We start from the raw sequence: 20,518 nt of genomic DNA on the forward strand, positions 1-20,518 counted from the left end.
CCATGAAATATATCTCCACCCGCGGCCAAGCGCCTGAACTCACCTTCGAAGAAGCGATGCTGACAGGGCTTGCCCGCGACGGCGGGCTATATGTCCCGGCGGAGATCCCGACGCTCTCGGCTGAGGAGATCGCGGGGTTTGCAGGGCTGCCCTATGAGGAGGTCGCCTATCGCGTGATGTGGCCCTACGTGTCCGGTTCTTTCACCGAAGACGAGTTCAAGGGCATCATCGCCCGCGCCTATGCAGGGTTTGAACATGCCGCCCGCGCGCCGCTGAAACAGATGGCCCCGAACCACTTCCTGCTGGAGCTGTTCCACGGCCCGACGCTGGCGTTCAAGGATTTCGCCATGCAGCTCATTGGTCAGCTGTTTCAGGTCGCGCTCAAGCGCCGGGGCGACAGCGTGACCATCGTCGGCGCGACCTCTGGCGATACAGGCTCGGCGGCGATCGAGGCGTTTCGGGGTCTGGATGCGGTCAACGTCTTTATCATGTACCCGCATGGCCGCGTGTCGGAAGTGCAGCGCCGCCAGATGACCACGCCGGATGACGCCAATGTTCACGCACTCGCCGTCGATGGCGATTTCGACGATTGTCAGGCTGCGGTCAAAGACATGTTCAACGATTTCGATTTCCGCGATTCGGTGCATCTGGCGGGGGTGAACTCGATCAACTTTGCCCGCGTGCTGGCGCAGGTGGTCTACTACTTCACCGCCGCCGTGGCGCTTGGTGCGCCGCATCGCAGGGTGTCCTTCACCGTGCCCACCGGCAACTTCGGGGACATTTTTGCAGGCTTTATTGCACGTCAAATGGGTCTGCCGATTGAACAGCTCGTGGTGGCCACCAATCAGAACGACATCCTGCACCGCTGCCTCTCGGGCGAGGGGTACTTCAAGGGTGAAACCATCCCGTCGATTTCGCCCTCGATGGATATTCAGGTGTCCTCGAACTTTGAGCGGGCCTTGTTTTATGCCTACGATCAGGACGGTGCGGCCGTGGCGCAGCTGATGGACGAGCTGAAAACCGGTGGTGGCTTTAACGTGAGCCAAGGCGCAATGCAGGCGCTGAGCGAGATTTATACCTCGGGCCGCGCCTCCGAGGAGGAAACCTCTGCGACCATCAAATCGGAACTGACCGCGTCGGGCGAGCTGTTGTGCCCCCATGGCGCGGTGGGTGTGAAGGTCGCCAATGAGCACCTTCAGGACGGCGTGCCTATGGTCACGCTCGCCACGGCGCATCCGGCGAAATTCCCGGCAGCGGTCGAAGATGCCTCCGGCGTGCATCCGCCTCTTCCCCCCCGCATGGCAGATCTGTATGAAAGGTCGGAACGGGTGACCCGGATCGCCAATGATCTCGGCACCATCGAAGATCACATCAGAAAGCACATCGCCAATTGACCGTTAAACAAGACACCCTGCCAAACGGGTTTCGTATCGTCACTGAGTATATGCCGGGGCTGCAATCCGCAGCCCTCGGTATCTGGGTTTCGGCAGGGGGCCGCCACGAGCGGCTCGAACAGAATGGGGTGGCCCATTTCCTCGAACATATGGCGTTCAAGGGCACGAAGCGGCGCACCGCGTTGCAGATTGCCGAGGCCATCGAGGACGTGGGCGGCTATATCAATGCCTACACCAGTCGCGAGGTCACGGCCTATTACGCGCGCGTGCTGAAGGATGATGTGGACCTCGCGCTCGACGTGATTGGGGACATCGTTCTGAACTCGGTCTTTGATGAGCGCGAGATCGAGGTTGAGCGCGGCGTGATTCTGCAAGAGATCGGTCAGGCGCTGGACACGCCGGACGACATCATCTTCGACTGGCTACAGGAAGAAAGCTACCGGGATCAGGCCATTGGCCGCTCGATTCTCGGCCCCGCCGAACGGGTGCGCAGCTTTACCAAGGAAGACCTGCGCCGTTTTGTGGCTGAACACTATGGACCGGGCCAGATGATCCTGTCGGCAGCCGGTGCGGTCGATCACGACCGGCTGGTCAAGGCCGCGACAGAGATGTTTGGCGATCTGGAGCCCAAACAGCAAGACGTTGTGGAGACCGCCAGCTTTGTCGGCGGTGAGGCCCGGCGCGACAAGGCGCTGGAGCAAGCTCATGTGGCGCTGGCCTTTGAAAGCCCCAGCTACCGCGCCGACGACATCTACACCGCGCAGATCTATGCGGCGGCTCTTGGTGGCGGCATGTCCTCGCGGCTGTTTCAGGAAGTGCGCGAAAAGCGGGGCCTGTGCTACACGATTTTCTCTCAGGCGGGCGCCTATGAGGACACGGGCATGATGACCATCTATGCCGGCACGGCGGGCGAACAGGTCGCCGATCTTGTGGGCATCACCGTGGACGAGCTGAAACGCGCCGCCGATGATATGTCGGATGCCGAGGTTGAGCGCGCGCGTGCGCAAATGAAGGCGGGCATGCTGATGGGGCTGGAGAGCCCTTCGAACCGTGCCGAACGTCTGGCACGACTGGTGCAGATTTGGGACCGCGTGCCCAGCCTTGAGGCCACAGTTGAGAAAATCGATGCGGTGACCACTGCGGACGTACGCGCCATGGCGGCACAGATCGCACGCGAAGCGCCTGCGGCCCTTGCTCTTTATGGTCCGGTCGCCGATGCGCCGAGCCTTGAGGAGGTCGCCCGGAGGCGCGCTGCCTGATGCTTCTGGCCCGTCGGACGGTGAAACTGGAGACGGAGCGTCTGACGCTCCGCCCGCCGGTGCACGCGGATTTCCGGTACTGGGCCTTTCTGCGTCAGCAGAGCAAAGATCATCTGGTGCCGTGGGAACCAGCTTGGTCGCCCGATCACCTCAGCCGCAAATCCTTTACCAACCGGGTCTATTGGGCCAAGCGGTCCATTGCACAGGGGTCGGCCCTGCCGCTGTTCCTGATCCGGCGCGAGGACGATCATCTGGTCGGGGCCATCACGCTGGATAATATCCGGCGCGGTCCGGCCATGGCGGGCACCATCGGGTATTGGACTGGCGCGCAATTTTCCCGCCGGGGGTACATGCGCGAAGCCATCGGCGCGGTGGTCCACCATGCTTTCACCCGTCTTGATCTAAGCCGTATTGAGGCCGCTTGCCTGCCGGAGAACGCCGCCTCTCGCGGGCTCCTAGAGCGCTCCGGCTTCAAATACGAGGGCGTGGCGCAGTCCTATCTGCAGATCAACGGACGCTGGCGCACGCATGTGCTTTATGCCGCGCTGCGCAATGACAGGCGTGGCAAGACGATGGTGGGACAAGCCTGATCGGCCGCTGCACAGACGTCAGAAGGCTGGAGCAACTGGTCTTGCCTTTATGGCGTGGATTTCGGATGCATTGCTTATGACATTGAAATCCGCTGATCCCGCTTTCCTTGATGCTCTTTCTGCCCGTTTGCCTGCGGATACGCTGCGCAGACCTGATGTGCGTTATCTCGAAGAACCTCGTGGGCGCTACAGCGGGCAGGCTGCAGCCGTTGCCCTGCCGCGCAACACGCAAGAGGTCGCAGAGATCATCCAAGCCGCCCATGTAGGGTGTGTCGGCGTTGTACCCTACGGTGGCGGGACCGGTCTTGTGGGCGGGCAAGTGATGCCGGAAGGCGCTACACCGATCCTTCTGTCGCTCGAACGGATGCGCAAAATTCGTGCGGTGTATCCGCAGGAAAACGTGCTGATTGCAGAGGCTGGGGCGGTACTCGCGGAGGTGCAGGCGGCTGCCACGGATGCCGGGCGTCTGTTTCCGCTTTCGCTTGCTGCAGAAGGCACCGCCCAGATTGGCGGTAATCTTTCAACCAATGCGGGCGGCGTGAATGTGTTGCGGTATGGCAATGCGCGTGATCTTTGCCTTGGGCTGGAGGCCGTGCTGCCCACAGGAGAGATCTGGCATGGTCTGTCGCGGCTCAGAAAAGACAACACCGGTTACGATCTGAAAAACTTGTTGATCGGCGCGGAGGGCACCTTGGGGGTGATCACGGCCGCCGCGCTGAAACTCTCTCCCATTCCCGCCAATGCTGGCACCGCTATTTTCACCGTGCGCGACCCTGCCGCTGCAGTGGAGTTGCTGGCAATGGTGCGCGACGCGGTGGGTGAGGGGGTGAGCGCGTTTGAGCTAATTCACCGTCAGGGTTTGGACTTTCTGGCCGAGAAGCTCCCCGAACTGCGCCAACCCTTTGATCCCCGCCCCGAGTGGTGCGTTTTGATTGAGCTGGGTCTTGGTAAGGGGCAAGATGCCGAAGACGCACTGGCTGACCTCTTTGGGCACGCGATGGAGGCGGAGCTTGCAGAGGATGGTGTTATCGCACAATCTGAAGCTCAACGTCAGTCGCTCTGGGCCGTGCGGGAACATATTCCCGAAGCGAATCGCCTGATCGGGTCTGTGTCGAGCCATGACATCTCGGTGCCGATTTCGCGGATACCAAAGTTCATTCCCGCCGGCTGGAAAGCCATTTCTGAACTGGATTCTTCTCTTAGAATCAATTGCTTTGGTCATTTGGGAGACGGTAACTTGCATTACAACGTCTTTCCCGGTGCCGGGCGGTCACGTGCGGAATACGACGCGCTGCGCGGGGAGGTCAAACGTATCATCCACGATCTGGTCTATGATTACGGCGGGTCCATGAGTGCAGAACATGGGATCGGGCGTATGAAGGTCGGTGATCTTGAACGCTATGGTGACCCCATGAAGCTCGCGGCGATGCGGGCCATCAAACAGGCGCTTGATCCACATGGCATCATGAATCCCGGCGCTGTGATGCGATAGCGCCCAGACTTACGATTATCACGGATACGTGATGACCCCGGCATTGCAGCCTTGCCCACTGAAGACCCAGATAGAGCACGCAGTATTTAGTTAGTTCAATGTGTTGAGGCCTAAAATGTCCCTATTGCAAGCCGCGAGTGTTTTGGTGCTCGCATTTTACATCTTGTCCCTCTTGGCAGGGTCAAGACTGGCCTCAAAGGCTGCGGGACGTTCTGTATGGCTCTTTGGGGCGGCGCGAGGGCGGGATCGCATCGCTGCCTTGGGATTTCGCGCCAGTTTTGCCTTGGCGCTGTTGGGGCCTGTGATCTGGGCCTTGATGCCAGATCTTTCTGCACTCAGCCTCGGCGGGTGGACCGGATATCCTTGGTTGACCTTCATCGGGCATATGTTGGCCATTTGTGGTGCCGGGTTTGCGTTTGCCGCACAGATGGCGATGGGCGCATCGTGGCGTGTTGGTGTCTCCAACGATGCCATTGGAGAGTTGGTGAGCGCCGGTTTGTTCACCCTGTCGCGCAATCCGACTTTTGTAGGTCAGGCGGCGCTTTTGATTGGCGTGGCGTTGGCGGTGCCGACACTGGCAGGCGTGTTCGGTGTCATCCTGTTCATCGCTTCAGCGCAGATGCAGATCCGCAGTGAAGAGGCGGCATTGCTCACGGCCCATGGAGATGCATTCACACAATATACAGCGAATGTGCCGCGCTGGCTGCGCTTGCCCTGAAGAGGCCAAAAGCAGAGGAGCCCGAAGGCTCCTCTCGATTCGTGAGTGATGTGGTGCGGTCAGAAGGCATTAGCTGCCCGGCATGATGACCTTGTCGATTACGTGGATGATGCCGTTTTCGGCTTCAATATCAGCCTGAATCACCTTTGCCTCATCCACCATGGCACCGCCATCGATGTCGACAGTGATCTCAGCGCCCTGAACGGTGGCGGCTTTCATGCCGTCCGTCAGATCCGAGGACATCACTTTGCCCGGCACCACATGGTAGGTGAGGATGGAAATAAGCTGCTCCTTGTTTTCAGGTTTCAGCAGTTCCTCGACGGTGCCCTCAGGCAGGGCTTCAAAGGCGGCGTCGGTCGGGGCAAACACGGTGAACGGGCCATCGCCTTTCAGTGTATCCACCAGATCGGCAGCGGAAACAGCAGCAACCAATGTGTCGAAATTGTCATTGCCCGATGCGATATCAACGATGTCTTTGGAATGGCCGTCGGCGAAGGCAGCGGTGGCGACGGCAAAGCTGGCGACGGTACCGAGTGCAAACTTGCGGAACATGGGGTAACTCCTCTTGTCTCTATCACGTTGGACGCCGCGACCGCGGCATCTGTGTAGGACAACGAAACAGCGCCGTTTCTGGATCTGGCGGATCTTTGCCAGTGTTGGTTTGACACAAAGAAAAAGCCCCCTAAGCTGGGAGCCTTTGGGAAATCCAGTCACGCTTGCGTGTGAAGCTGTGATCCTGCGTGAGTAATCTGGGCGAGATCTTCGCCTTACAGTCCCTCAAATTCACAAAGTACATGCACATCCATCCCGAGGCTTTCGAGATGTTTGCGACCGCCAAGTTCCGGCAGGTCGATGATGAACGAGCAGGAGATGATCTCTCCGCCGAGCTTCTCGATCAGCTTGATACCTGCACCTGCCGTACCACCGGTGGCAAGCAGGTCATCCACCACGAGGATTTTCTCGCCGGGCTGGATGGCGTCCTTGTGCAGTTCTACGACCGCCTCGCCGTATTCCAGTTTGTATTCCTGAGAAATGGTTGCGCCGGGCAATTTGCCTTTCTTGCGCACGGGCACAAAACCGGTGCCCAGCTGATGCGCAATAGCGCCGCCCAGAATAAAGCCGCGCGCCTCAAGCCCTACGACCTTGTCGATACGCTGCCCCGCATAGGGGTGCAGCATCTGATCCACGGCCATGCGAAATCCACGCGGGTCGGCAAACAGCGTGGTCACATCGCGGAACATGATCCCCTCATGAGGGAAATCGACGATGGTGCGGATGTAGTCTTTGACGGTCTTGGAGGTGCTCATGGGGGTGGGGTCCCTGATCTGGCTTCGCAATCTCGGACAAGGCGGAGACATCAGCCCCGACCGAACCATGGCGGTGTGGCTGATGCCGGGCGTTCATGCAAGCTTCATCTGCATAAAACGACCCTCACAGAACCCGTCCCGCCACCGCATCCAGTTTAGCAAGAAGTGCCGGGTCGCGTTTTTCCTTGGCCGTCATTATCGCATACTCCAGCGCGCGGTCGCAGCCATGGGGGCAGGGCGCGCGTGTGCTGCCAAGGCGGGCGGGCAGGCCTTTTATCAGGGTACGTCCCTTTTCGGAATTGCCCTTGAGCGTGGCGATAACGGCCGTTACATCGACCTCCCCATGATCCGGGTGCCAGCTGTCGTAGTCGGTAACCATCGCCACAGATGCATAACACAGCTCCGCCTCGCGGGCGAGTTTCGCCTCTGGCATATTGGTCATACCAATCACATCCGCGCCCCATTGTTCGCGGTACATCTTGGATTCCGCCAGCGTCGAAAACTGCGGTCCTTCCATCGCCAGATATGTGCCGCCACGGTGCACATTGATGTGTGCTGCGCGGGCTGCGTCCTCAACGGCGTCGCTCAGGCGGGGGCATGTGGGATGTGCAAGCGCGACATGTGCCACGCAACCAGACGAGAAAAAGCTCTTCTCGCGTGCAAAGGTCCGGTCAATGAACTGGTCGACGACGACAAAATCGCCGGGAGCCATTTCCTCGCGGAAGGACCCACAGGCAGAAACAGAGATCACATCTGTTGCGCCCAGACGTTTCAGCGCGTCAATATTGGCGCGATAAGGCACATCGGTCGGGGCATGAACATGGCCGCGACCGTGCCGGGGCAAGAATGCCATCTTCACGCCATCCAAGCGCCCGGTCAGGATCTGATCCGAAGGTGCCCCCCAAGGGGTTTCAACGGTTGTCCAGGTGGCATCGTCCAGCCCGTCGATATCATAGATGCCTGAGCCGCCGATCACTGCGATCATGGTTTCTGTCATTTGGATCTCTCCTGCGGTGTTTGTGCAGACCTATGGCTGAGAGCCGTGTGATCTGGCAAGGTTTTGTGCTCATGCAGGTAGTCTTTTTCGCAGGCGGCGAGCCCTGTTCAATGGGAACCGAGGTGAGGTCGTAACGGTCGTGCCGGACGATCATATCTTTCCCACCTGCGCGCGCGGGGGTAGGGTCTGGCCATGACAGCTTCTCCTCGATTCATCCACCTGCGTACCCACACCGAATACTCTCTGCTGGAGGGGGCCGTTCGGCTGAAGAAACTGCCGGATCTGTGCACATCCAATCAGATGCCCGCAATCGCGGTCACCGATACCAATTCGATGTTCGCAGCACTGGAATTTTCCGTAACGCTCTCGGGGGCAGGGATTCAGCCCATCATCGGCTGTCAGGTCGATCTGACCTTTGAAAAGAGCGATCCCGGTGAAAAGCCGAAGTTTCCCGCACCAGTGGTTCTGTTGGCGCAGAATGAGGCGGGCTATGAGCATCTGATGCGGTTGTCCTCGTGCCTCTATGTGAACAACGGCGGGCAGTTGCCGCAGGTCTCGCTTGAGGAGCTTGAGGCCAATTCCGCTGGTTTAATCTGCCTCACTGGTGGGCCGGAGGGGCCGATTGGCAAACTGCTGCAGCAGGGACAACGCCCCGCCGCTGAGGCATTGATGCAGCGCCTGAAAGAGATGTTCCCTGACCGCCTTTATGTAGAGCTGCAGCGCCATCCGGGCGAGGACGGCCAGCCTGAGGCGGAAACGCTGACCGAGCGGGGCCATGTGGAGATGGCCTATGCGATGGATCTGCCCTTGGTGGCGACCAATGACGTCTATTTTCCCAAAACCGAGATGTACGAGGCGCATGATGCGCTGATCTGTATTGCCGAAGGGGCCTATGTCGATCAGGCGGAACCACGTCGCCGTCTGACTGCACAACATTATTTCAAAAGCCAAGAGGAGATGATCGCGCTTTTTGCCGATCTTCCGGAGGCGATTGAAAATACTTTGGAAATCGCGCAACGCTGTGCTTTCATGGCCTATCGCCGTGATCCGATTTTGCCGAAGTTTGCCGATGACGAGGTGGATGAATTGAGGCGCCAGGCCAATGAGGGCCTGCAGCAGCGCCTCGCGGTGATCCCTCATGCGGTGCCAGTTGAGAAATATCAGGAGCGACTGGATTTTGAGCTGGGTATCATTGAGAGCATGGGATTCCCTGGCTATTTCCTGATCGTTGCAGACTTTATCAAATGGGGCAAGGAGCAGGGTATCCCAGTGGGGCCGGGGCGGGGCTCTGGTGCGGGTTCGCTGGTGGCGTATGCGCTGACCATTACCGACCTTGATCCGCTGCGCTACAGCCTGCTGTTTGAACGCTTCTTGAACCCGGAACGGGTCTCCATGCCCGACTTCGACATCGACTTCTGTATGGATCGCCGCGAGGAGGTGATCAAATATGTGCAGCAGAAGTACGGCCGCGACAAGGTGGGGCAGATCATCACCTTTGGTGCGCTCTTGTCCAAGGCTGCGGTGCGCGACATTGGCCGGGTACTGCAGATGCCCTTTGGTCAGGTGGATCGCCTCTCAAAGATGATTCCGGTCGAAGGCGTCAAACCCGTCTCCATCGAAAAAGCCCTGCAGGATGAGCCGCGTCTGGCAGAAGAGGCGCGAAATGAGCCGGTAGTGGACCGGCTGCTGACCTATGGCCAGCAGGTGGAGGGGCTGCTGCGAAATGCCTCCACCCACGCAGCGGGGGTTGTGATCGGCGACCGGCCTCTGGATGCGCTGGTGCCGCTCTATCAGGATCCGCGTTCCGACATGCCCGCGACCCAGTTCAATATGAAGTGGGTGGAACAGGCTGGACTGGTGAAGTTCGACTTCCTTGGCCTCAAGACCCTGACCGTGATCGAAAACGCGATGAAGCTGATTTTTAAATCGGGACGGGATCTGCATGTCGGGGCGGACGGGACCGAGCTTTATGAACCCGCAGAGGGGGCGGAAAACCAGATCAACCTGATCCCGCTGGATGACGAGGTGACCTATAACCTCTATTCGCGCGCCAAGACGGTGGCGGTGTTTCAGGTGGAATCCACCGGCATGATGGATGCGCTGAAGCGCATGAAACCCACCTGTATCGAGGACATCGTGGCGCTTGTGGCGCTTTATCGTCCCGGCCCGATGGAAAACATCCCGGTCTATTGCGAGGTCAAAAATGGCCTGCGCAAGATCACCTCGGTGCATCCGCTGATCGACCATATCCTTGAGGAAACTCAAGGTATTATCGTTTATCAGGAACAGGTGATGCAGATCGCGCAGGTCATGGCGGGCTATAGCCTTGGCGGCGCGGACCTGTTGCGTCGTGCGATGGGTAAAAAGATCAAAGAGGCGATGGACGCCGAGCGCCCGAAATTTGAGAAGGGCGCGGCAGAAAACGGCGTCGATAAGAAAAAGGCCTCAGAGGTTTTCGACCTTCTGGAGAAATTCGCCAACTACGGCTTTAACAAATCCCACGCGGCAGCCTATGCGGTGGTGTCCTATCAAACCGCGTGGCTGAAAGCGAACCACCCGGTGGAGTTCATGGCGGGCGTCATGAACTGCGATATTCACCTCACGGAAAAGCTCGCGATCTACTTTGAGGAAGTGAAGAAAGGGCTTCAGCTTCCGTATGCAGCGCCAGACATCAACCGCTCGCTTGCGACCTTTGACGTGGTCGACGGTGAGCTGATCTATGCGCTGGGCGCGCTCAAGAATGTGGGCGTCGATGCCATGAACCTGATCGTGACAGCGCGGGGAGACCAGCCATTTGTGACGCTTTATGATTTTGCCCGCCGCGTGGATCTGAAACGTGTGGGCAAGCGCCCGCTCGAGATGCTCGCACGGGCCGGGGCGTTTGACGTGCTGGATAGCAACCGTCGCCGTGTGTTTGAGAGCCTTGAGGGGCTGGTGCAATATTCTGCCGCCATTCAGGAGCAGAAGAATTCCAACCAAGTGTCTTTGTTCGGGGAGGCGGGCGATGACTTGCCGGAGCCGCGTATGGCGGGAGTCCCCGATTGGCTTCCAGCCGAACGTCTGAGCGAGGAGTTCAAGGCGGTTGGTTTTTATCTGACCGGGCATCCGCTGGATGACTACATGCCTGCGCTCAAACGCAAGGACGTGATGACGCTGGACGAGGTGATGGCGAAAGCGGAGCGCGGCCCCTTCATGGCGAAGATGGCGGGCGTTGTGGCGGGGCGGCAGGAACGTAAATCCGCACGCGGCAATCGCTTTGCCTTCGCACAGCTATCCGACACCACGGGCGCTTATGAGGTGACGATTTTCTCTGATGTGCTGGAGAAAAGCCGCGATCATCTGGAAACCGGATCGAAAGTGGTGATCACGGCCGAGGCCACCATGGAAAGCGACCAGCTGAAGCTGTTGATGCGCTCGGCTGGGCCAGTGGACTCTGCGATTGCCGATGCGGGTCGATCCAGTCTGCGAGTCTACCTAGAGAGTGCCTCGGCGGTAGCGACGGTGGCGACGGTGCTGGAGGATGCGAAGAAGGCCGCAAAGAATGCCAGCCCCGGTGAGATCTACGTCTATTTGCAGGACCCGAACCTGCCGGGAGATGTGGAAATGGATCTTGGCCAGCTGTTCCCGATCAATCCGCAGATCAAAGGCGCGCTCAAAAGCCTTGAGGGTGTGATGGACGTGGAGGAGATCTGAGGCCGCTATTCTGCGCAGACCAAGCTCCGCGTTTAATTGTGAGTGACCTGCCTCTGTTGCGATTTTTGGGACAGTCATGGGGAATGCACGGAATTGTCGAGACCGGCGTCGGGGTGTCCGTCCTTTGGGAATCGTTAAGACAGCAAGTATGCGCGTCTTTGGTGCTAAGGTGCGGTGACGCATTCTCATCACCGTAGGGCGTATGAGCCCCCAGCTCTTTGCGCGTCCAAGGTCTGATCGCGCGCGCTGCTTTGATAGAAAACACAGCGTTAGAAATTAATGAGGGCGCGAGGGTCAGATAAACCTCAGCGCCCTCATCGCATCACTCTGGATCAGGCTTAAAGGCCGAGTTTGTTCTTTGCGGCGTTCACGTCGGACTGGAACACATAGCCACGCTTGAAACTGCTGTTGGAGGAGGTCACAGGCCACCATTCAGAGTCGCCGGGCCAGCTGCGGTACATCACGCCCCAACCGTTCACAACGTGTTGAATGCAAAGGGGTTCTGAGGAAGAGCTGCCTGCGCCACTGCCGTCTGGATAGAACCATGTGAGGTCCTGACAAAGGGTGCCATCGGCAGAGACGCTCCATGTGCCCGCAGCCATATTTTCAGACTGCTCAGAGCACCAGGCACGCGCCTGATTGTTCGGGGAGAAATAGATCCCGCCCTGACAGTCTTGTCCCCAGATGTCGGTTTTTCCTGAGTAGGTTGCGATCACTTTGCCAGCAGGTGCGGGGCGCGCATTTCTGGGCTTCGGATCAGCTGCAGCGGCCACAGGCAGGCTCGCTACGAGCGAAATGGACAGTAGAGTTTTGATCGTCGGGACCATGGGTCATGTCTCCTTGCGCGTCAAAATGAGCAGACGGGTCAATTTATATAAAATCTTGTCCAAACTTTGAGCCGCAAGGCAAGAGCTATCGCAGACGCGAAAGGGGCAGCTGGGATCATGCGCCAGAGCCGCCGCGAACCCTCTGGCACTTAGTAGTGGGGCGGGCGCTCGTCGCCAAAAATCGCGCCACCGCTGCCTTCGGCCTCGCGCTGGGCCTCGCGCTCCATCAGCATCTGCACGCGCCGCTTCAGGAGGTCGATGTCCGACTGCTGGCTGGTCACGATCTCGTTCAGCTCATCGACGGTGCGGGTCAGATAGGCGATCTGTTCTTCGAGATGTTGCATGGGGTATGCCTCCTGTGTTGCGGACTGATGTAACGCGGGCGCGGGCAGGCGTCCATGGGGCGTGCGCAGGGCGTCGCACCTTGCTCACTGAGGCCCCTTGGGCTAGACGCAAGCGCGAGAAACCACCCGCAAGGAGGCCACAATGGCCAAAGCCAAGAAACAGCCCCGTCCCAAGGCAATTACGCCCAAAGGATTCCGTGACTATTTCGGCGAAGAGGTGACCCAGCGCACGCATATGCTGGCCACCATTGCGGAGGTTTACCATCATTACGGCTTCGAGGCGCTTGAATCCTCTGCCGTGGAAACGGTCGAGGCGCTGGGTAAGTTCCTGCCCGACGTGGATCGCCCGAACGCAGGCGTTTTTGCGTGGCAAGAGGCCGACGAGAACGACCCCGAGGGCAAACCGGGCGACTGGATGGCGCTCCGCTATGACCTGACCGCCCCCTTGGCCCGCGTTTATGCACAGCACCGCAACGACCTGCCCAACCCTTATCGTCGTTTTGCGATGGGGCCTGTTTGGCGCAACGAGAAACCCGGCCCCGGTCGCTATCGCCAGTTCTATCAATGCGATGCGGATACGGTTGGCACGGCCTCCATGGCGGCGGATGCAGAGATCTGCATGATGCTGTCGGATACGCTTGAAAAGGTTGGCATTCCGCGTGGCGACTATCTGGTGCGCGTCAACAACCGCAAGGTTTTGAACGGCGTGCTGGAGGCGATGGGCCTTGCCGAGGAGGATCCCAAGCGCGACGACGTTCTGCGCACCATCGACAAGTTCGACAAGGTGGGCGAGAGCGGTGTGCGCGAGCTTCTGGGCAAGGGGCGGCTTGATGCCTCTGGCGCCTATATCGACGGTGTGGGGCTTGAGGAGCAGCAGGCAGAGCCGGTGCTGGCGTTCCTGACGTCTAAGGGCGACACCGTGGCAGAGACCATGACCAACCTGCGCGCCGCCGTGGGCGACAGCAAGGTCGGCCAAGAGGGCGTTGCCGAGCTGGAACTGATGGGCGCGCTCTTTGCGGCTGCGGGCTATGGCGACGATCGCATCCTGATCGACCCGTCGATCGTACGCGGGCTTGGCTACTATACCGGTCCGGTGTTCGAGGCCGAGCTGGCCTTTGAAATCTTTGATGAAAAGGGCCGAAAGCGCCAGTTCGGCTCGGTTGCGGGCGGTGGGCGCTACGATGGTCTGGTGAAACGCTTTACTGGCCAAGAGGTGCCTGCGGTGGGTCTGTCGATCGGGGTTGACCGTCTGCTGGCGGCGCTGCGCGAAAAGGGCCGCCTGGCCGCGACCCCCACCGGCCCGGTGGTGGTGACGGTGATGGATCGCGACCGCATGGCCGACTATCAGGCCATGGTCGCGGAACTGCGTCAGGCTGGCATCCGAGCCGAGGTCTATCTTGGCAACCCCAAGAACTTTGGCAACCAGTTGAAATACGCGGACAAACGCCATTCGCCCGTGGCTGTGATCGAAGGTGGCGATGAAAAGGACCGCGATGTGATCCAGATCAAGGATCTGATCCTCGGTGCCAAGATCGCTGAAAGCGCCACCTTGGAAGAGTGGAAAGAACGCCCGAGCCAGTTCGAAGTGCCCCGCACGGAGCTGGTCGCGAAGGTGCGTGACATCCTCGCCAGCCAAGCCAAAGATCAGGAGGGCTGAACATGCCCAACCGTTCCCAGATCGAAGCCCGCGCGGCGCTGTTGCGTCAGCGCTTTGAAGTGGCGGGCGGCGTTGTCGTCGACCCGCCGCTGTTGCAACCTGCTGATATCCTGCTGGATCTCTATGGTGAGGATATCCGTGCGCGCGCCTACGTGACCTCAGACGCACTGCGGGGCGAGCAGATGCTGCGCCCGGATTTCACCCTGCCAATGGTGCAGATGCATATGAAGGGCGGTGCGGAACCTGCGCGCTATACCTATGCGGGGCAGGTGTTTCGCCGTCAGGAACACGACCCGGACCGGGCCAATGAATTTGTGCAGGTCGGCTATGAGGTCTTTGACCGCACCGACCCGGCGGACGCGGATGCCGAAGTTTTCGCGCTGTTTCAACTGCAATTGCGTGGATTGGAATTGCGTGTGGCGACCGGTGATATTGGGATCCTCTTGGCGGCGGTCGAGGGGCTCAACACCACGGAGGTCCGCAAATCGGCGCTGCGGCGGCATATCTGGCGTCCGCGCCGGTTCCGCGCGCTCTTGGATCGCTTTGCCGGGCGTACCCCAATGTCCGAGAGCCGCAAGAAACTATTGTCGACCACGGGCCCGCTGACCGGCACCGCACCGGAGATCGGCAAACGCCGCGCTGCCGAGATCGATGCGCGGGTAGAAACCCTGCGTGCGGATGCGGCAGCGCCGCCGATCTCGGAACATGAGATGGAAGCGCTGGAGGCCTTGCTGGCGGTGCGGGAAACGGTGCCCTATGCGCTCGAACAAATGCGCGATATTGCGGTCGATCTGCCGGCGATCCTGCCGGCCCTAGATCGGCTGGAGGCCCGCACATCTGCGATGAAGGCGCGTGGGATCGCGATCGATCAGCTCGACTTTGAGGCCTCATATGGCCGCACTTCTATGGAGTACTATGACGGCTTTGTGTTTGGCTTTTACGCCGAACGCCGTCCGGACCTGCCCCCCATCGCAACGGGGGGGCGTTATGACGCGCTGACGCGCTATCTGGGGCAGGAGGATGAAATCCCGGCGGTGGGTGGTGTGATCCGCCCTGACCTGATCCTGACGCTTGAAGGGGAGGTTCGGTCATGAGCATCAAACTGGGTGTGCCGTCCAAGGGGCGGCTGATGGAGAAGACCTTCGACTGGTTTGCCAAACGCGGCATCACCCTGTCGCGCACCGGATCTGATCGCGAATACGCAGGTGCGGTTGAGGGCGTCGAAGGGGTGGATCTGGTTCTACTGTCGGCCGGAGAAATTCCGCGTGAACTGGCGGCGGGCCGCATTCACCTAGGTGTGACCGGCACCGATTTGGTTCATGAAAAACTGCCGCGTTGGGAGCAACAGGTTGAGGAGCTGGAGCCGATGGGCTTTGGCGAGGCCGACCTGATCCTCGCGGTGCCGCAGTTCTGGATCGACGTGGACACGCTTGAAGATCTCGATGCTGTGGCTGCGGCGTTCCGGCGTACCCATGGCCACAGACTGCGGATCGCTACCAAATATCACCGTCTCATTCGTGAGTTCTTGGCGGATGCAGGTGTTGCGGATTACCAGCTGATCGATAGTCAGGGTGCAACCGAAGGCACGGTCAAAAACGAGACCGCCGAAATGGTGGCCGACATTACCTCCACCGGAGAGACCCTGCGCGCCAACCACCTGAAAATCCTGTCGGATGGCCTGGTGCTGCGCAGTCAGGCAACGCTGTGGCGCAGCCGGGTGGCGAAATGCACGTCAGAGGAAAAATCTGCGCTCAAGACGCTGCTAGCTAAAATTGATAGCTAACGGTTGATGCGAGGCTCTGCCTCGCGCTCCGGGATATTTGGGTTAGAAGAGGAAGGGCCGCGGGGATCGCGGCCTTTTGGGTTCTTCTAACATAAAATATCCTGGGGTGAACTGGCCATCGCCAGGAGGGGCAAAGCCCCTATTCTTCTGTGGCGTCAAACCACACCGATTTCAGCCAGTGCCTGAGAGAGTTCCGCAGGCAATGGCTCTTCGCTCTCACGCCCTGATGGGAGGTCAGATGGAGTATCCTCCGGCTTTAGATAGCGCCATCCCTGGAAGGGGCGTTTCGGTGCCGTATGTGTCCGGTGGATTTTGGAATCAAGGACGATCGCACAACGTCGGATCTCGTCATCGCCGAACACTTCATCCATCCGCAGAATACGTTGACGGCATTGGATCAACCCTTTGATGACCCAATAGATCGACCCACCTTGCAGGATTTCCGGCTCACGTTTGGGCCACATGCGGGTAACGTGACGGGGCAGCCCATCTTGCCAGCGTTTGGCATAGACCGCTTGCCAGTCCATCAAACCCTCTACGCTTTCCGTGCCTACAGAGAGCTTAACGAGGTTTATATGTTTATCCACAAGATGTCCCCAGAGTCGTCCAGACGTTCGGCTTGATATTGTAGCCTGAGTGCGGAGAACGACAAGCGCTGGGTGTTGAGAGCGGCACGCTTGTGACATGCGCGTCTGCTATCGGAGCCGTGAGATGCGAGGTCGCCACCTGTGTTCTTTGGCGCTGTGTTGTACCGATGAGCAATCTCCCCCGGTGCTATTGACCAGCGCGGGGGAGATTGAAGTGATCAGGTCTCTTCGTCTTCAGACGCGACATCGGCGAGTTCGTCGAGGGAGACGTTGTCCTCTTCATCGTCGTCGTCCAGCACGTCATCGCCGAGATCCATATCAACGGCATCATCATCATCGTCGAGGACCGCATCGTCAGAATCGTTGTTCTGCTTCGCCTTCAGGCTTGCGGCATCTTCGGCGTCGGCTTCGATCATACGGCTCTTGGTGGTGTCAATTTCGACAGCTTCGCCGGTGTAGGGGCTGATGATCGGGTTCTTGTTCAGGTCGTAGAACCGTTTGCCAGTGGTCGGGCAGACGCGTTTCGTACCCCATTCTTCCTTGGGCATGTGGATTCCCTTATAAAATAGCATGAGTCGGTGAGACGATTCAGGTGCCTTGCCATATGCCGCCTACCCTGTCAAAGCCTTTGCTCGCCTGTGGCGTATGAGGAGGAACGTGATGCCGGAACTGAGCCTCGCGGGTGAACCGGAAGTACGAGTGACTTTGCGCAGGTCTGCGCAGGCTCGCCGCATGTCTCTGCGGATCTCTTCGCTCGATGGGCGGGTAACCCTGACGCTGCCCAAACGGGTCTCCGAGCGGGAGGGGCGGGCATTTCTGCTGGAAAAGGAAGAATGGATCCGAGGTCATCTGGCGAAACAGCCAGAGCGGATTGATGTAGGCCCTGGGACGACCCTGCCCGTTGAGGGGCGAGAGGTGTCCATCCGTGTAGGTACAGGACGCCGTGTGATGCGCGAAAACGATATGCTACTGGTGCCGGAGCCCGCACCTGCGCGGCGGCTGCAGCGATACTTGCGGGAATTGGCACGGGATCGGCTGGCTGCAGCGTCAGATCTTTATGCGGCCCGGCTCGGGAGCGGGTACACGAGCCTCACTCTGCGTGATACGCGGTCTCGCTGGGGGTCCTGTTCATCGACCGGGGGCTTGATGTACTCTTGGCGGCTCATTCTCGCCCCGCCTGAAATACTGAACTATGTCGCAGCGCATGAGGTTGCACATCTGCAAGAGATGAACCACTCGCGCGCATTCTGGGCTGTCGTTGAGAAAATACATGGCGATTACCGTGCGCAGCGCCGTTGGTTGCAGGGCGAAGGCAATGCGCTACACCGTTATCGTTTCGACGAGAGCGTCGAGGGGGATTGATCTTCCGATGATTTGTGATCACATGCTGCGTCATGGATAAGCTGCTGACGGGCAATCGGCCCACTGCTGAAAATACGGGTTCCGCCCATGATCGCGTCTATCGCGCCTTACGAACCCGTATCATGCACGGGGCGATTGCACCGGGAGCGGCGCTGACCCTGCGCGGTATTGGCAAGGACTATGATGTCTCGATGACGCCCGCGCGAGAGGCAGTACGGCGATTGGTGGCAGAAGGGGCGCTCTTTTTGTCGTCGTCCGGGCGCGTGTCAACTCCGGAGTTGTCCAATGAGCGGATCGAAGAACTGGCCGCCCTGCGCGCTCTGATTGAGGTGGAGCTGGCCTCGCGTGCGCTACCGCGGGCGCATATGGCGTTGATAGACCGGTTGCAAGCGATCAATGGCACCGTGGCGGAGATGATCTCCAAACGCGACGCGGTGGGGTATATTCGGACCAATCTCGAATTTCACCGTACGCTCTATCTGCGTGCGCAGGCGCCTGCGATGCTGGCAATGGCGGAGACGGTCTGGTTGCAGTTGGGACCGACCATGCGGGCGCTTTATGGACGGTTGGGCCGAACTGAGCCACCGCAGAACCACAAGCTGATCATTGCCGCCTTGAAGGCGGGCGATGAGCCGGGGCTCAGGCTTGCGGTGCGCACCGATGTGACTCAAGGGCTTCGGCTGCTGGCAGGATAGGTTTTGTGCGCAGTGGCGTTCTTTTGAGATGTCCAACGCGTTCTCGCACGGGCAACGTTGCGCTGCCGAACTGTGTCTTGTGAAGATCGCGTGATCTGTGCAGTCTCCGATCAGGAGCAGCGAGTGAGGATATGATGCGCGCCAACCCACTGAGACGAAGCCTGCTGCCCGCCGTGCGCAGTTTGTTTGAGGCAGATCCCGATTTGCGTGTGGTCTACGGCTATGATCCGCAACAGATTTCAGATGTTCCGTCGCTCCTTGCCACTGTTCTTGCTTCCTGCATGCCAGAGACAGAACTCCGAGATCTGGTGCGCCGCACAGCGGCAGATATCTTTGCGTGCTCGGCCGAATTGGTGGAGGTTGTTCTCGACGATCTCCTTGCCACGACCGCGCGGGATGAGGCGCCCGGAGGGGCTGCGCAGGTACTGCATATGGCGCATGGGTTTCAGGCGCTGTTGTCTTACCGTCTGACCCGCGCGTTGTGGACCGCTGGACGTGAGCCGCTGGCGCTGGGTTTGAAGTTACAATTCACCCGCGCGCTTTCCGTCGAGATCTGGCCACAGGCCACGATAGGTCGCGGGGTTTGGGTGGATCATGGGCTTGGGCTGGTGATCGGCCAGACCACTGTGATCGAGGATGATGTGTCTCTTTGGCATGGCGTGACCTTGGGGTCGAATTTTGTCGATATGGGAGACGCCCGTCACCCGATTTTGCGGCGCGGTGTCGTCGTCGGAGCCGGGGCGACGATCCTCGGGCCGGTGGAAATCGGCGCAGGCGCGACCATCGCTGCCGGAGCGGTGGTGACGCGCGATGTGCCTGCGGGTCATGTTGTCACCGGGCCGCGCGCGCAAGATCGCGGGTCGGCGCGGTTTGCCGGCTTCACATCATTAGAACAGCTTAGGGGAGAGGGTGCATGAGTTCGCTTGGTATTGATCACCCGTTGGTGTGCGTGCGCGATCTGCCGATGATGCGCAAAACCTACTGCAGCCTTGGGTTTTTGATGAAACCGCCGGGAATGCACCCGTGGGGCACCTCTACGGCACTGGTCATTTTTCGCGATCAACTGCTGGAACTGGTGGGGATTCAGGATGAAAACCTGCTCGACACATATGCTGCGGGTGAATTCTGTTTCGGGCGTCACGTGCAGCATTGGCTGGCAGAGCGCGAAGGGGTTTGCCTCTCGGCGCTGAACTCCCGCGATGCGGCGGCGGATGAAGCGCGCGTCGTAGCACAGGGGGGCACCTGTGAGGGCACCATTGAGTTTGGGCGCGATGTGATACGCGATGACGGCACACCGGACCGCACCAAAACCACGCTCAAGATATTCACGCGGGCAGGGTTGCCCCGGCTCAGCATGTTCGCCTGTCAGCAACACCGCCGTGACCTGATTGAATTTCCGGACTGGATGGACCATCCCAATGGAGCTCACGGCTTCGCTTCTGCAACCATCCTGGCGGAACCTGACGCCCAGCCTGCGGTGCGCGATTGGCTGGCGGTTTTGCACGGCGCGGATGCCGTTCGGGACACCGACTGGGGCTTTGCGGTCGCGACCGCGAACGGTGATTGGCGCGTTGTCAGCCGCGCCACTGCGCCCATGCTCTTTGGTGCGTTGCCGGATGAACTAGCCCCAGATGGTGCGCCATCTGTCATCTCGCTGGATATCCGGTGCGAGTCGCTGTCCCGGTTGCGCCCCTTTATTGCAGCTGCGAATTTTGCCTCTCGTGAGGTTGACGGTGCGCTGGTCCTCGGCGACGTCACGCGTCTGGGCGGCATCCTGCTGAGCTTTCAAGAAATACCAAAGACCTGAGAGATA

Annotated in this window: 20 protein-coding genes; 13 read left to right on the plus strand and 7 right to left on the minus strand. The window is 59.6% G+C overall.

The annotated features are described in order from the left end of the window. The first annotated feature begins 2 nt into the window (after positions 1 to 2). From thrC to UB90_RS07590, 5 genes are all read left to right on the plus strand, one after another. Positions 3 to 1,394: a threonine synthase gene (gene thrC, locus UB90_RS07570; protein ID WP_065324311.1), complete on the plus strand. Its 1,392-nt coding sequence runs from the start codon at positions 3 to 5 to the stop codon at positions 1,392 to 1,394. Next, positions 1,391 to 2,653, plus strand: a complete 1,263-nt coding sequence (locus UB90_RS07575) for a M16 family metallopeptidase (protein WP_065331924.1) — start codon at positions 1,391 to 1,393, stop codon at positions 2,651 to 2,653. Before thrC ends, UB90_RS07575 begins: the two co-directional genes overlap by 4 nt. Then, positions 2,653 to 3,243 carry a GNAT family N-acetyltransferase gene (locus UB90_RS07580; protein ID WP_065320928.1) on the plus strand — a complete coding sequence of 197 codons (591 nt, stop codon included), beginning with the start codon at positions 2,653 to 2,655 and terminating at the stop codon, positions 3,241 to 3,243. The genes UB90_RS07575 and UB90_RS07580 overlap by 1 nt, the downstream gene beginning before the upstream one ends. Before the next feature lie 76 nt (positions 3,244 to 3,319). Then, the gene (locus UB90_RS07585; protein WP_204161347.1) at positions 3,320 to 4,735 is read left to right on the plus strand and encodes an FAD-binding oxidoreductase; all 1,416 of its coding nucleotides are present in this window, start codon (positions 3,320 to 3,322) and stop codon (positions 4,733 to 4,735) included. A 115-nt stretch (positions 4,736 to 4,850) separates the two neighbouring features. Then, positions 4,851 to 5,453: a methyltransferase family protein gene (locus UB90_RS07590; protein ID WP_065324313.1), complete on the plus strand. Its 603-nt coding sequence runs from the start codon at positions 4,851 to 4,853 to the stop codon at positions 5,451 to 5,453. 69 nt (positions 5,454 to 5,522) lie between these two features. Here the strand turns inward: UB90_RS07590 and UB90_RS07595 are convergent, their stop codons facing one another. The 3 genes from UB90_RS07595 to UB90_RS07605 all read right to left on the minus strand — a co-directional run bounded on the left by UB90_RS07595 (position 5,523) and on the right by UB90_RS07605 (position 7,757). Further along, positions 5,523 to 6,005, minus strand: a complete 483-nt coding sequence (locus UB90_RS07595) for a fasciclin domain-containing protein (protein WP_009177968.1) — start codon at positions 6,003 to 6,005, stop codon at positions 5,523 to 5,525. A gap of 215 nt (positions 6,006 to 6,220) precedes the next feature. Beyond that, positions 6,221 to 6,760 (minus strand): adenine phosphoribosyltransferase, encoded by a 540-nt coding sequence (locus UB90_RS07600; RefSeq protein WP_005619769.1) that lies wholly within the window; start codon positions 6,758 to 6,760, stop codon positions 6,221 to 6,223. A 124-nt stretch (positions 6,761 to 6,884) separates the two neighbouring features. Beyond that, a complete protein-coding gene (locus UB90_RS07605) occupies positions 6,885 to 7,757 on the minus strand; it encodes an S-methyl-5'-thioadenosine phosphorylase (protein ID WP_065324314.1) in 873 nt (290 codons plus the stop codon). A 192-nt stretch (positions 7,758 to 7,949) separates the two neighbouring features. Here UB90_RS07605 and dnaE point away from each other — a divergent pair, with 192 nt between their 5' ends. After that, positions 7,950 to 11,450 (plus strand): DNA polymerase III subunit alpha, encoded by a 3,501-nt coding sequence (gene dnaE / locus UB90_RS07610; protein WP_065324315.1) that lies wholly within the window; start codon positions 7,950 to 7,952, stop codon positions 11,448 to 11,450. 338 nt (positions 11,451 to 11,788) lie between these two features. On the opposite strand, the gene UB90_RS07615 is transcribed toward dnaE, so the two are convergent. Together UB90_RS07615 and UB90_RS07620 are read right to left on the minus strand one after the other, a co-directional pair. Continuing rightward, complete coding sequence (locus UB90_RS07615; RefSeq protein WP_005619765.1) at positions 11,789 to 12,277, minus strand: DUF995 domain-containing protein; 489 nt, start codon at positions 12,275 to 12,277, stop codon at positions 11,789 to 11,791. Between the two features lie 149 nt (positions 12,278 to 12,426). Continuing rightward, positions 12,427 to 12,621 (minus strand): SlyX family protein, encoded by a 195-nt coding sequence (locus tag UB90_RS07620; protein WP_005619763.1) that lies wholly within the window; start codon positions 12,619 to 12,621, stop codon positions 12,427 to 12,429. 142 nt (positions 12,622 to 12,763) lie between these two features. Here UB90_RS07620 and hisS point away from each other — a divergent pair, with 142 nt between their 5' ends. The 3 genes from hisS to hisG are packed head-to-tail and all read left to right on the plus strand — an operon-like array spanning position 12,764 to position 16,061. Next, positions 12,764 to 14,278, plus strand: a complete 1,515-nt coding sequence (hisS, locus tag UB90_RS07625; RefSeq protein WP_065324316.1) for a histidine--tRNA ligase — start codon at positions 12,764 to 12,766, stop codon at positions 14,276 to 14,278. A 2-nt stretch (positions 14,279 to 14,280) separates the two neighbouring features. Next, a complete protein-coding gene (locus tag UB90_RS07630; RefSeq protein WP_065324317.1) occupies positions 14,281 to 15,372 on the plus strand; it encodes an ATP phosphoribosyltransferase regulatory subunit in 1,092 nt (363 codons plus the stop codon). Next, a complete protein-coding gene (gene hisG / locus UB90_RS07635) occupies positions 15,369 to 16,061 on the plus strand; it encodes an ATP phosphoribosyltransferase (RefSeq protein ID WP_065324318.1) in 693 nt (230 codons plus the stop codon). Before UB90_RS07630 ends, hisG begins: the two co-directional genes overlap by 4 nt. A gap of 155 nt (positions 16,062 to 16,216) precedes the next feature. Here hisG and UB90_RS07640 read toward each other — a convergent pair whose 3' ends face one another. Both UB90_RS07640 and UB90_RS07645 read right to left on the minus strand, forming a co-directional pair. Beyond that, on the minus strand, positions 16,217 to 16,648 hold the full coding sequence (locus UB90_RS07640; RefSeq protein WP_065324319.1) for a DUF1489 family protein: 432 nt from the start codon (positions 16,646 to 16,648) through the stop codon (positions 16,217 to 16,219). A gap of 218 nt (positions 16,649 to 16,866) precedes the next feature. After that, the gene (locus UB90_RS07645; RefSeq protein ID WP_005649809.1) at positions 16,867 to 17,196 is read right to left on the minus strand and encodes a TIGR02300 family protein; all 330 of its coding nucleotides are present in this window, start codon (positions 17,194 to 17,196) and stop codon (positions 16,867 to 16,869) included. A 112-nt stretch (positions 17,197 to 17,308) separates the two neighbouring features. On the opposite strand from UB90_RS07645, the gene UB90_RS07650 reads away from it, so the two are divergent. The 4 genes from UB90_RS07650 (at position 17,309) to UB90_RS07665 (ending at position 20,512) form a co-directional block, all read left to right on the plus strand. Beyond that, positions 17,309 to 18,010, plus strand: coding sequence for a M48 family metallopeptidase (locus UB90_RS07650; protein ID WP_065324320.1), 702 nt, complete (start codon positions 17,309 to 17,311; stop codon positions 18,008 to 18,010). Positions 18,011 to 18,042: 32 nt separating this feature from the next. Then, complete coding sequence (locus UB90_RS07655) at positions 18,043 to 18,705, plus strand: GntR family transcriptional regulator (protein ID WP_005649814.1); 663 nt, start codon at positions 18,043 to 18,045, stop codon at positions 18,703 to 18,705. Between the two features lie 131 nt (positions 18,706 to 18,836). Beyond that, positions 18,837 to 19,622 (plus strand): serine O-acetyltransferase, encoded by a 786-nt coding sequence (locus UB90_RS07660; RefSeq protein ID WP_227512051.1) that lies wholly within the window; start codon positions 18,837 to 18,839, stop codon positions 19,620 to 19,622. Continuing rightward, complete coding sequence (locus UB90_RS07665) at positions 19,619 to 20,512, plus strand: VOC family protein (protein WP_065324321.1); 894 nt, start codon at positions 19,619 to 19,621, stop codon at positions 20,510 to 20,512. The genes UB90_RS07660 and UB90_RS07665 overlap by 4 nt, the downstream gene beginning before the upstream one ends. Positions 20,513 to 20,518 lie beyond the last annotated feature (6 nt).

The sequence above is a fragment of the Tritonibacter mobilis genome, assembly GCF_001681715.1.
Taxonomy (GTDB): Bacteria; Pseudomonadota; Alphaproteobacteria; order Rhodobacterales; family Rhodobacteraceae; genus Epibacterium; species Epibacterium mobile.